10 protein-coding genes are annotated in these 12,301 nt (G+C 35.2%); all 10 read left to right on the forward strand.

The window, feature by feature from the left end:
- The first annotated feature begins 2 nt into the window (after positions 1–2).
- The 10 genes from KF816_05105 (at position 3) to serA (ending at position 12,252) form a co-directional block, all read left to right on the forward strand.
- Complete coding sequence (locus KF816_05105; protein ID MBX3007392.1) at positions 3–953, forward strand: acetyl-CoA carboxylase carboxyltransferase subunit alpha; 951 nt, start codon at positions 3–5, stop codon at positions 951–953.
- Between the two features lie 20 nt (positions 954–973).
- Positions 974–1,396 (forward strand): acyl-CoA thioesterase, encoded by a 423-nt coding sequence (locus KF816_05110; GenBank protein ID MBX3007393.1) that lies wholly within the window; start codon positions 974–976, stop codon positions 1,394–1,396.
- A gap of 50 nt (positions 1,397–1,446) precedes the next feature.
- Complete coding sequence (locus tag KF816_05115; GenBank protein MBX3007394.1) at positions 1,447–2,916, forward strand: polysaccharide biosynthesis C-terminal domain-containing protein; 1,470 nt, start codon at positions 1,447–1,449, stop codon at positions 2,914–2,916.
- Positions 2,917–2,994: 78 nt separating this feature from the next.
- Positions 2,995–3,450 carry a dUTP diphosphatase gene (gene dut / locus KF816_05120; GenBank protein ID MBX3007395.1) on the forward strand — a complete coding sequence of 152 codons (456 nt, stop codon included), beginning with the start codon at positions 2,995–2,997 and terminating at the stop codon, positions 3,448–3,450.
- 196 nt (positions 3,451–3,646) lie between these two features.
- Positions 3,647–7,102, forward strand: a complete 3,456-nt coding sequence (dnaE, locus tag KF816_05125) for a DNA polymerase III subunit alpha (protein ID MBX3007396.1) — start codon at positions 3,647–3,649, stop codon at positions 7,100–7,102.
- 83 nt (positions 7,103–7,185) lie between these two features.
- Positions 7,186–8,010 (forward strand): SDR family oxidoreductase, encoded by an 825-nt coding sequence (locus KF816_05130; GenBank protein MBX3007397.1) that lies wholly within the window; start codon positions 7,186–7,188, stop codon positions 8,008–8,010.
- 13 nt (positions 8,011–8,023) lie between these two features.
- Positions 8,024–9,166, forward strand: a complete 1,143-nt coding sequence (locus KF816_05135; protein ID MBX3007398.1) for an acyl-CoA dehydrogenase family protein — start codon at positions 8,024–8,026, stop codon at positions 9,164–9,166.
- Between the two features lie 30 nt (positions 9,167–9,196).
- Positions 9,197–9,517 carry a thioredoxin gene (trxA, locus tag KF816_05140; protein ID MBX3007399.1) on the forward strand — a complete coding sequence of 107 codons (321 nt, stop codon included), beginning with the start codon at positions 9,197–9,199 and terminating at the stop codon, positions 9,515–9,517.
- Positions 9,492–10,514 (forward strand): hypothetical protein, encoded by a 1,023-nt coding sequence (locus KF816_05145; GenBank protein ID MBX3007400.1) that lies wholly within the window; start codon positions 9,492–9,494, stop codon positions 10,512–10,514. Before trxA ends, KF816_05145 begins: the two co-directional genes overlap by 26 nt.
- A gap of 157 nt (positions 10,515–10,671) precedes the next feature.
- A complete protein-coding gene (gene serA, locus KF816_05150; protein ID MBX3007401.1) occupies positions 10,672–12,252 on the forward strand; it encodes a phosphoglycerate dehydrogenase in 1,581 nt (526 codons plus the stop codon).
- The last annotated feature ends 49 nt before the right edge of the window (positions 12,253–12,301 follow it).

Raw genomic sequence — 12,301 nt, forward strand, 5'->3', positions numbered from 1 at the left:
AAATGGCAAAAAATATATTGGAGTTTGAAAAACCAATTATCGAACTCGAAAAGAAAATTGAAGAGATGAAAAAATATGAAAACTCTCTCGATATTTCTGATGAGATAAAAAATCTGGAAGATAAGGTAAATCAGCTCAAACATAATGTGTACGATAACCTCACCCGATGGCAGAAGGTGCAATTAGCCCGTCATCCCGAAAGACCGTATACATCAGATTATATTTATATGATTACCGAAAATTTTATTGAGCTTCATGGTGATCGACAATATAAAGATGATAAAGCAATTATTGCCGGCTTTGCTATGCTCGATGAGTATAAAGTATTAATTATTGGGCATCAAAAAGGGCGCGATACAAAATCAAATTTGATTAGAAATTTTGGAATGCCTAATCCTGAAGGATATAGAAAAGCTCTGCGGTTAATGAAACTTGCCGAGAAATTTAATGTGCCGGTAATTACGATGCTCGATACTCCCGGAGCTTATCCCGGACTCGAAGCCGAGCAAAGAGGACAAGCAGAAGCGATAGCCCGAAATTTATTTGAAATGAGCAGATTGAAAGTCCCGATAATTGTTACAATTATTGGTGAAGGAGCTAGCGGCGGTGCTTTGGGTCTTGGTGTTGGAGATAGAATATTGATGCTCCAAAATACCTGGTATTCTGTAATCAGTCCTGAATCTTGTTCAAGCATTCTATGGCGTAGCTGGGATTACAAAGAACAAGCCGCAGAAGCTTTAAAACTAACAGCCGAAGATTTACTTGAGCAGGGTATAATTGATAGAATTATTCCGGAACCACTTGGCGGAGCTCATAAAGATCATCAATTAATGGCCGCAACTTTAAAGAGTGTTTTAAAAGAAGAACTGCAAAATTTAATAAAGATTAAACCTGATAAGCTAATTAATAACCGTCTTGAAAAATTCAGTAAGATGGGAATGGTGGTAGAATAATAAACTTTGAATAAATTATAATGGTTAAACATACTTGCGAAATAAGAGTCCGCTACGCTGATACAGATAAAATGCAATTTGTATATAACGGAAAATATCTCGAGTACTTTGAAGTCGGTAGAACTGAATTACTTCGAAGTTGCGGCTTACCCTATAGCAAAGTTGAAAATGAGGGCTATCAGCTTCCTTTACTAGAAGCTGGTTTAAAATATTTAAATGCCGCAAAGTATGATGATCTTTTAGAAGTGTGCGCTACTGTATCGGAACTCTATACACCAAAAGTTCATATCGAATATGTTATCAAGAGGAAAGGAACTGAGGAGATTATTTGCGAGGGTTTTACTTCTCATATCTTTATAAAAACTGATACAAAGAAAGCTGTCCGTCCTCCCAAAATTTATGTTGACATTCTCGCGCCATATTTCAAGAAACCTTCAACTTAAGATTGGTTACTTATAAAATGTTTGACTAACGAGTTTAAACTATTATACTAATGCGCGATAAACTAAAAGAACTTACAAAAGACACAGCTATTTATGGAATCAGCACAATAATTGGCAGATTTCTAGGATTTTTGCTCACCCCATTTTACACAAATGTACTTCTCCCTGGCGATTACGGAATATTCTCGAATGTTTACGCGTATATAGCATTCATCAATATTCTATTTATCTATGGAATGGATGCCGCATATATGAAGTTTGCGTCTGTTTCTGAGGATGTCGATCGTAAACGAAAAGTCTTTTCAACTTCTTACCTATTTGTTACCGGTACAAGTTTGTTATTCTGTTTGGTTTTATATTTTGTGATGAACCCGATGAAAAGTTTAATGGAACTACCGGATAGATTTGAAAGCATCTACTTCTATTTTATTGGTATTCTATTACTTGACACGCTTGCATTGATTCCATTCGCGGATTTAAGATTAAAGCGCAAGGCCGCAAAATTTTCGGCAATAAAATTTGGGAATATATTAGTTAATCTCACTCTCAATTTTGTTTTAGTTCTTAAATACAATATGGGTATTGAAGCAATTTTCATAGCGAATATCATTGCTTCACTATTTTCATTTGTTATACTGCTTCCGGAGATAATTCAATCGTTAAACTGGAATATTGATAAAGAAATTTTAAATAAATTAATAAAGTTTGGATTGCCCTATCTGCCAGGAAGTATTGCCGCGATGATTGTGCAGGTGATCGATCGGCCGGTGGTACTCGCTTTGACTGATGAAAAAACTCTCGGAATATATCAAGCTAATTACAAGCTTGGTATATTTATGATGCTTTTTGTATCAATGTTTCAGCAGGCGTGGCAGCCTTTTTTCCTAAATAACGCGAAAGAAAAAAACGCGAAGGAATTATTTTCAAAAATATTAACATTATTCGTTTTGATTTCGAGTCTTATCTGGATAATACTAACATTATTTGTTGAAGATTTTGCAAGATTTGAATTTCTCCCCGGGAAATCAATCATTGGTAAAGAATATTTAAGTGGGATAATAATAGTACCAATAATTTTACTTGGCTATCTGTTTAACGGGATGTATTACAATTTTCAAGCGGGAATTTATATTGAAGAAAAAACAAAATATTTTCCTTATGTAACATTCTCCGGAGCTGTTGCCAATGTTGCTGTGAATGTGCTGTTGATTCCTAAAATGGGAGTAATGGGAGCCGCAATAGCTACACTTGCAAGTTATATTATAATGGCGGGAGGGTTATATTATTTCAGTCAAAAGTATTATAGGATTGAATATGAAACGGCTAAAATAGCCCGGCTTCTCACTCTTGTCCTTATTTCGTGCGGATTATATTATTATCTTTATTTTGAATTTGGAATTACTCTTCTTCAAAAGATTGTATTTCTTCTTGTTTTTATGATTTTGCTATTGCTCCTTAAAATTATACAAAAAGAGGAGCTAATTAAAATTGTTAAAACATTTTTGCGGATTAAACGCTAAGCAGTAAAATTATTTAAAGTCAATCCTTGATTATTCTTCTTTTGTTTTTATCTTTGCCTCAACACATCTTTGATATCAATGAAAACAATCGAAATAAAAATTCAAAAAGTAACAGAAGATTTTAACGACTTGCCACTGCCATCATATTCAACCGAAGGCAGCAGCGGTTTGGATTTAAGAGCCGCGGTTGAATCTGAATTTATTTTAAAGAAAAATTCATTCGCCTTAATTCCAACAAATATAAGAGTTGAAATTCCTCTTGGTTATGAAATACAAATCCGTCCACGAAGCGGGTTAGCCGCAAAAAATGGAATTGGCGTTTTAAATTCTCCAGGCACAATCGACTCTGATTACAGAGGAGAAATAAAAATTATTCTCTTCAATTTTAGCAATGAAGATTTTATCATTAAAAGGGGAGAGCGAATTGCCCAGATGGTATTATCAGAAGTTTATAAAATGATTCTTGTTGAAGAAGAAAACTTGAAGGAAAGCCAACGAGGTGAAGGCGGTTTTGGACACACGGGAAAACATTAATTGAGAATTATGAGTATAGAGTTTTGAGATTGGAGTTTGATTAAATGATTTATAAAATAATATACAAGTGTTTTGTTTGAATTAAAATAAAATTAAAGGTTATTGATGTTTTTTACTGATATAAAATTTATAATAATTATTAATTCAGAACTTGTCCGCCCAGCTTTTGGCGGATTATCAGTTCACAATTAAATCTATGAGCGATTTCGTACACTTACATAATCATTCCCATTACAGCTTGCAGGATGGCGCTTGCACGGTGGAATCACTTGTGTATGGCGCAAAAAAACATGGCATGCATGCGGTCGCTTTAACCGATCATGGTGTAATGTTTGGAGTTTCTGAATTTTATAAAAAAGCTTCCAAAGAGGGGATTAAACCAATTATTGGGATGGAAGCATATATTGTAATTGATGGAACCCGCTTCGATAAAAAAGGTGACGAACCGGATTATGGTCAAAAGAAAAAGCATTATAATCATCTTCTGCTCCTTGCAAAAAATCTCACTGGCTACAAAAATTTAATGAAGCTTTCCACAATCGGTTTTACAGAAGGGTTCTATTATCGTCCCCGAATTGATTTCGAAACTTTAACTAAATATAGCGAAGGTTTGATTGCTACCTCTGCTTGTCCGGCCGGACCAATATCAACCGCATTAGTTAATGATGATTACGATAAAGCTCGCCGAATAGCCATTCAACTTAAAGAGTTATTTGATGAGGATTTTTATCTCGAAGTTCAAAATCATGGATTAGATGTTGAACAGCCGATTTTGCATGGTATGCCAAAACTAGCTCACGATCTTAATATAAAACTTGTTGCTACAAATGATATTCATTATTTAGAAAAAGAACACGCTGTTCCTCACAATGTTTTATTGTGTCTTGGCGATAAAACCGGAAATGTTGATTATAAAGATCTTCGATACGGTACCGATGAAATATATTTCAAAAGTGCTGATGAGATGAAAAAACTTTTTAAAGATTATAAAGGCGCAATTGAGCATACCGTTGAGATTGAAGAAAAGATAAATCTAGACTTAAAAATGTCGGGGCATCTATATCCTAAATTCCCGATTCCAGAGAATTCAAAAGCAAAAACTTTAGATGAATATTTTGTTCAGCTTTCTGAAGAAAAAGTTCAAAGAAGATATAAAACAATTACTCCCGAAGTCGAAGACCGGTTTCGTTATGAAATAAAAGTAATTAATGAAATGGGCTATGCCGGTTATTTTTTGATTGTGCAAGATTTCATCAATGCATCAAAAGAAAGCGGAATCCCGGTTGGCCCAGGAAGAGGAAGCGCCGCGGGAAGTTTGGTTGCCTACGTTTTGGGAATTACAAATGTCGATCCACTGAAGTATGATTTATTGTTTGAGCGGTTTTTAAATCCTGCCCGAAAATCTATGCCCGATATTGATGTTGATTTCGCGGATGATAAACGGGAAGATGTTATTAAATATGTGAAAGAAAAATATGGCGAAAGTTCGGTTGCTCAAATTATTACTTTTAACCGTCTTTCTTCAAAAGCAGTGTTGCGTGATGTTGCCCGTGTACTCAAAATCCCAATTCCAACAGTTAATAATATTACTAAGTGGATTCCGTCTAAGTTTGGCAGAGTTTATACAATTGATCAAGCAATAAATGAAGTCTCTGAATTAAAATGGCTCAAGAATACAGAAGATCCTCTAATGCAGGAATTACTGAAGTACGCTAGAGTTCTTGAGGGAATGAATAGGAATGCTTCCAAACATGCCGCCGGTGTTGTAATTACGCCGGGTGATGTTAGTGATTATGTTCCTCTAGCTACATATGGTGATGATAATTCGCTTGTTACGCAATTCAATATGAAAGAACTTGAAGAAGCGGGACTTCTTAAAATGGATTTTCTTGGTCTTCGTACGCTTTCAATCATCAGAGATACAATTGAACTTGTGAAACAAACTCGCGGCAAGGATATAGATATTGATGATATACCTGTTGATGACCCTAAAACATATGAACTATTCAGCAAAGGACAGACTACTGCGGTATTTCAGTTTGAAAGTGCCCCGATGCGTGAATATCTAAAAAGATTAAAAGCCACTTCTATTAGTGACCTCTCCGCTATGAATGCTTTGTATCGTCCCGGTCCAATGGATTATATTGAAGAATTCATTTCATGTAAACATGGTAAGAAAAAAATTACATACCTTCATCCAATCCTCGAACCAATTTTAAAGGAAACATATGGTGTTATTGTTTATCAAGAACAGGTAATACAGATTGCCAATAAAATTGCAGGGATGACTTTAGCAGAGGCAGATCTTCTCCGACGTGCAATGGGTAAGAAAGATTTAAAAGCTATGGCTGAGCAGAAAACCAAGTTTGTTGAAGGTGCCGAAAAAAATAATATAAAGAAGAAAATTTCTGAAGAAATTTTTGATGTGATAGATAAGTTCGCAAACTATGGATTTAACAAGAGCCATTCGGTTGCATATTCAATTGTTGCTTTTCAGACAGCTTATCTAAAAGCGCATTATCCCGAAGAATTTTTAGCCGCTAACCTTTCAAATGAATTTGGCGATACTGATAAAGTAACTACTTTACTGGAGGACTGTCGTAAACTTGGAATTAAAGTTTTGCCGCCGGATATTAATAATCCTTCAACCAAATTTATTGTTAGAGATAAACAAATAATTTTTGGAATGTCGGCAATTAAAAATGTAGGCGTTAACGCTGTGGAATCTATTAAAGCATCACACAAAAAAATAAATAGAAGTTTTACCAGCATATATGATTTCTGTGCCTACAATGATACACGAGTTGTAAATAAGCGTGCATTGGAAGGATTAGTACTTGCCGGCGCGTTCGATTCCTGCGGCGGAAGCAGGGCACAAAATTTTGCTGCCATTGAAGAAGCTATCTCATTCGGAAATAAACTTCATTCTGCAAAAATATCTCATTCCGATAGTTTGTTTGGAGCCGATAATTCTGAATTGCACATTCAAGAACCTGAACTTCCACAAAATCAACCATGGACAACTAAGGAACGTCTTGCAAAAGAGAGAGAAGTTTTAGGATTTTATTTAACCGATCATCCCTTAAGAAATTTTGAATTAGAATATCGGTCTTTTGCCTCGGTTCATCTCGGTGAAACCGAAACATATAAATTTGAAGAAAAGATAATTGCTTGTGGAGTTATTACTGATGTCAAAACAAAAATTGATAAAGCCGGCAAAAAGATGGCTTTCTTCAAATTAGATGATTTTTCCGGCTCATGTGAGTGTTTAACTTTTTCAAAAGTATTTGCCGTTTGTGAAGACTTAATTATGCCTGAATCTACAGTATTAGTAAAAGGGACACTTGAGAGCAGTGGAGATGCGGTAAAACTTCATGTGGATGAAGTACTTCCGCTTGAAAAATCAGCGGAGCTTCTTACTAAAAGAATAGGGATCATACTGGATTCATCAATTCATGACGAATCAATAACCTCACAAATAAAAAAAATTATTGAGGAGTGTGAAGGAAATATGCCACTCGCTCTATGTGTCAAAGATAAAGGAGTTGTAAGAGAGTTTTATTTAACTCAAAAAATTTCTTTCAATTCAACAACTATTAAAAGAATAATTGAGCTTCTCGGAGAAGAATCTATAGTTTATTTCCCGGTTTAAGTGGATAGCAATAACTTCTATTCATTTGATTTATTTTTTCGATTTGTTATGTTTGTGCCTCAAATGTAAAGAGGATAAAATAGATGGAAAAGAAATGGGCTCTAATTTTAGGAGCTTCTAGCGGGTTTGGCGGAGCAACAGCAGTTGAACTTGCAAAAAATGGTTATAATATTTTCGGTGTTCATTTAGACCGCCAGGCTACAATGACTAATGTTCATTCTATAACCAGAAAGATTGAAAGAGTAGGTCAGAAAGCGGTTTTTTTCAATATCAATGCCGCCGATCAAATTAAGATTAATGATACACTGGATGAAATAAAGGAAAGATTTGCTACCAAAGAACATCCTTATGTTCATGTATTAATTCATTCGCTCGCTTTCGGTACATTAAAACCTTTCATATCAAAAGACCCAAATTCCGTTATTTCTCCATCCCAAATGAATATGACACTGGATGTTATGGCACATTCATTAGTTTATTGGACTCAAGGTTTAATCCATAGAGAATTATTTGCACAGGGTGGAAGAATATTTGCTCTCACCAGCGCAGGTTCCCATTCTGTAATTCCAAACTATGGTGCAGTATCTGCGGCAAAAGCAGCGCTCGAAGCACATATTCGTCAGCTATCTGTAGAACTTGGTCAATTTAAAATTTCTTGTAACTCTATAATGGCTGGTGTAACCGATACTCCCGCAGGAAATAAAATTCCAATGTTCGATAAAATGATGTCGGCCGCTAAAATGAAAAACCCACATGGAAGATTAACCACTCCTGAAGATGTCGCAAAAGCAATTGTACTTCTCTGCGATGAACGAGCAGATTGGATCTCAGGAAATGTATTGGGTGTTGACGGTGGTGAGTACATTGTAAATTATATCGGTGAAAAAACTTCCCAGATCATCAAATAAAATGGATATATAAATGAACGAATTTCAATTTACTGAAGAACAAAAAATGCTGCGGGAAATGACCCGCGATTTTGTTAATAACGAGATTAAACCAATTGCTTCAAAAATAGATTCAGATGAAAAAATACCAACAGATTTAATTAAGAAATTAGGTGAGCTTGGATTTTTGGGTGTAGCGTTTCCGGAAGAATATGGAGGTGGTGGATTTGGAGAGGTTGGTTATTGTGTGATGCAGGAAGAAATTGCGCGGGGATGTATGTCTACTGCCACATTTATCGGCGCGCATCAATCAATCGGCTCTAATGTAATTTATATTGGTGGAACAGAAGAACAAAAACAAAAATATTTAGCACCACTTGCAAAGGGAGAAAAGATTGGAGCCTTCTGTTTAACCGAAGCGCAGGCCGGTTCCGATTCTTTTAATGTAAAAACACGCGCTCAGCTTGATGGTAACGAGTGGGTAATTAATGGTGAAAAGCTTTGGATTACAAATGGTGGTATTGCTAATATTGTTTCTGTTTTTGCGAGAACCGAAAAAGGAATTAGCGCTTTTGTAGTACCAACCGAAACTCCGGGCTATCAAGCCGGTCCGCCGGAAAAGAAGATGGGCATAAAGGGGAGTGCAACTAATGCAATCACTTTTGATAATGTTAGAATACCAAAAGAAAATTTAATTGGAACAGATGGAAGAGGATTTGTTCTTGCAATGAAAACACTTGATGCCGGTCGTTTAGGCTTGGGTGCGGCATGCCTCGGCGCGGCAAAAGAATTAATGGAAATGAGTGCTGTTTATGCAAAACAGAGAAAACAGTTCGACCAAACAATTTCAAGTTTTCAGGCAATTCAATTTATGCTCGCTGAAATGTCTGCTATGATTTATGCGATGGAATCTATGGTTTATAGAACTGCAGTTGATTATGATCTTAAAAAAGATATATCCCGATATTCGGCTATTGTAAAGTTATATTGCTCAGAGTCTCTTGATAAAATTGCCGATTACGCGGTTCAAATTCATGGTGGAATGGGTTATTCACGTGAATTGCCGATTGAAAGATATTACCGCGATTCGAGAATCAACAGAATTTTTGAAGGTACTAATGAAATTCAAAAAGGAATTATTGCACGCGATGTTTTAAAAAGAAATGGTGCTCAATAGTTTTATTAATAGAATAGGAGTTACTCATAAATGAAAGCATTTGAATTTACGGATACAAATTTTACGACTGAAGCACTTCAAAGTGAAAAACCGGTTATAGTAGATTTTTGGGCTGAATGGTGCGGTCCATGCCGATTAATCGGTCCTATAATTGAGGAATTAAGTGATGAATATAAAGACACGGTGAAAGTTGGTAAACTTAATGTTGATGATAATCAGCAGATAGCAATAAAATATGGAGTTCGCTCTATCCCAACCGTTTTATTTTTAAAAGGGGGACAGGTAGTAGATCAAGTAATAGGAGCTGTTCCTAAATCTGTATTCATTGAAAAAATTACAAAGTTGGTTTAATAAAATCAGTTTGATTTATAAAAAATATTTTTTTCTACTGATATCTTTAATTTTGCTTTCCATTTCCCCGGTAGATGCCGGGGAATGGAAATATTTTAATAAAGATAATTCCGGAATCCCTTCTAATAGCATTCGTCAGGTAATCCAGGATAAAAAAGGAAATTATTGGATTGCATCCATTGATAATGGTCTTATAAAATTTGACGGAAAGAAATGGACTTCTTATAATACATCGAATTCCAAAATCCCCAATAACTATATCTTTTACTTAACTACCGATAAATATGATAATATCTGGATTGGAACATATGGCGGTGGATTGGTAAAATTTGATGGAAGAAATAAATGGAGAGTATATAATTCGAAAAATTCCGGTTTGCCCAACGATTGGATTTATGCTATTTCTATCGATAAACAAAATAGAATCTGGATCGGAACCTATTCCGAAGGACTTACCCGGTTTTATAAAAATAAATGGAAAATTTACAATAACTCCAATTCATCGCTCACCTCAAATAAAATAACAACTTTAGCTTGCGACAAAAAAAATAATTTATGGATTGGGACCTCCGACTCACTATTTCTTCTTGAAAAAAATAAATTGAAAACTCAATCAATGATTGGATATAATGCAATTGATGAAACTCCCTACTCAATTGCAGTGAGCGATAATAATATTTATATAGCTTATAAATTTGGGGGTATTACAATTTTTGATGGAAATAGTTTTAAAATATTTAAAAGAGATTCAGGATTGCCAATCGAGGGATTTTATTCAATAACGGTAGATCATAATAAAAATGTTTTTGCCTCATCATTCGGAATGGGGGTACTAAAATATGCCGATGGAGTTTGGTATCACTTGAATAGTAAAAACAGTGAACTGATAGAAGATACTATCTTTTCAACATTTGTTGATTCAAACAACACCAAGTGGTTTTGTACGCTTAATTCAGGCCTCTGTCTATTTAATGAGGATTCCATAATAATAAAATAACCTCGCTTTACTTTATTAATGTAAAAAGACAATTATAACTTATTATGTTAGGTTTTTTTGAAAATAATTATATCTTTGTGAGCTTAAAAAACGAAATTATTGATAATTCATAAACTTGAGACTCTCTAAAACCCAAAATCCGCTATAAATCATTCATATGAAAAAAGTACTAATTAGTGAAAAGGTTAATTCAAAGCTCGTTGATATATTAAAGAGTAATTCACTTGATGTTGATTATTTGCCCGATCTTAAAAAGGAAGAACTATCTGGAATTATTGGGAAGTATCAAATTCTAGTAGTTCGAAGTGCAACCCAGGTTACCAAAGAGTTAATAGATAAAGCCGATAATCTTGAATTGATTGGGCGGGCTGGTACCGGCGTAGATAATATTGATTCGGATGCCGCGACAAAAAAGGGGATTATCGTAATGAATACTCCCGGGGGTAATACTATTTCTGCCGCCGAGCATGCATTTTCATTAATGTTGTCGATGTGCCGCCATATTCCTCAAGCGGATAAATCAATGAAAGAGGGAAAGTGGGACCGGAAATCATTTTCGGGAACTGAGCTCTTCGGAAAAAATTTAGGGGTGATTGGGCTAGGCAAAATTGGAAAAGAATTCGCATTGCGCGCGAAAGCATTTGGAATGAATATACTTGGTTTCGATCCTCTCGCTTCTTCGGGATTTGCCGATGAATATGGTATATTATTAGTCGGTCTCGAAGAATTATATGCAAATGCGGATATAATTACATTGCATGTTCCTTTAACTGAAGAGACAAAAAATTTAATAGGTAAAGAAACGATCTCCAAATGTAAATCGGGTGTTAAAATTATTAATTGCGCAAGAGGCGGATTAATAAATGAACCTGAACTTCTTGAAGCAATTAAATCTGGTAAAGTATCTTCCGCGGCAATTGATGTATATGAATCAGAACCACCAATTTATTGGGAACTGATCAATCATCCTAAAGTAGTTGCAACGCCTCATCTTGGCGCATCAACCGATGAAGCACAAGAAAAAGTGGCAGTTCAAATTGCTAATCAAATTGTTGATTGGGTTAATGGTAACGATTTAGTAGGTACCGTGAATGCCGTAGCAATTAATTTATTAAAGGATGAAAAAGTTCGCCCCTATGTCTCTTTAGCCGAAAAAATTGGCTCGCTTCATGTCCAGTTGCTGAAGTCGAATATCAATAAAATAATTATAACTTACCGGGGACAGCTTCTGGGAAAATCTTCTGAATTAATAAAATCCGCATTATTAAAGGGCATTCTTCAAAAAATGATTGCACAGCCGGTTAATCTTATTAATGCTCCATCCTTAGCCGAAGCTAAAGGAATTATTTTAGAGGAAATAAAAAGTACACCGGATGGAATATATTCTAATTTATTAAGTGTTCAGGTTATCTCAGAAACCGGTACAAAAAAAATTGCCGGTACTATAATGTTGAATGATGATCTTCGCATTGTAAGTATTGATGATTTTAATGCCGAGTTTAAGCCTGACGGAAATATTGTTCTCTATTACAATATTGATAAACCGGGTGTGCTTGCAAAAGTGAGTTCAGTTCTATCTGAATCAAATATTAATATCGCGGGTTTATCATTGAGCCGGTTCGAAAAAGGGAAGCAAGCAGTTACTGTAATTAGCGTTGATGATACACCTAAAGAAGATGTAATTGAAAAAATGAAAAAGCTTGAAGCGGTAACTGCGGTATTTACAATAAAATTTTAGATTGGACTTTTAGTCGGGTTCTCGATTAATTGCTTGACAAAAAAGCTTC

This window comes from Melioribacteraceae bacterium (assembly GCA_019638015.1).
Classification (GTDB): domain Bacteria; phylum Bacteroidota; class Ignavibacteria; order Ignavibacteriales; family Melioribacteraceae; genus JAHBUP01.

Coding starts and splice junctions, on each gene's coding strand:
- KF816_05115 (MBX3007394.1), top strand. CDS start 1,447: ATGCGCGATAAACTAAAAGAACTTACAAAAGACACAGCTATTTATGGA.
- dnaE (MBX3007396.1), top strand. CDS start 3,647: ATGAGCGATTTCGTACACTTACATAATCATTCCCATTACAGCTTGCAG.
- KF816_05135 (MBX3007398.1), top strand. CDS start 8,024: ATGAACGAATTTCAATTTACTGAAGAACAAAAAATGCTGCGGGAAATG.
- trxA (MBX3007399.1), top strand. CDS start 9,197: ATGAAAGCATTTGAATTTACGGATACAAATTTTACGACTGAAGCACTT.
- serA (MBX3007401.1), top strand. CDS start 10,672: ATGAAAAAAGTACTAATTAGTGAAAAGGTTAATTCAAAGCTCGTTGAT.
- dut (MBX3007395.1), top strand. CDS start 2,995: ATGAAAACAATCGAAATAAAAATTCAAAAAGTAACAGAAGATTTTAAC.
- KF816_05105 (MBX3007392.1), top strand. CDS start 3: ATGGCAAAAAATATATTGGAGTTTGAAAAACCAATTATCGAACTCGAA.
- KF816_05110 (MBX3007393.1), top strand. CDS start 974: ATGGTTAAACATACTTGCGAAATAAGAGTCCGCTACGCTGATACAGAT.
- KF816_05130 (MBX3007397.1), top strand. CDS start 7,186: ATGGAAAAGAAATGGGCTCTAATTTTAGGAGCTTCTAGCGGGTTTGGC.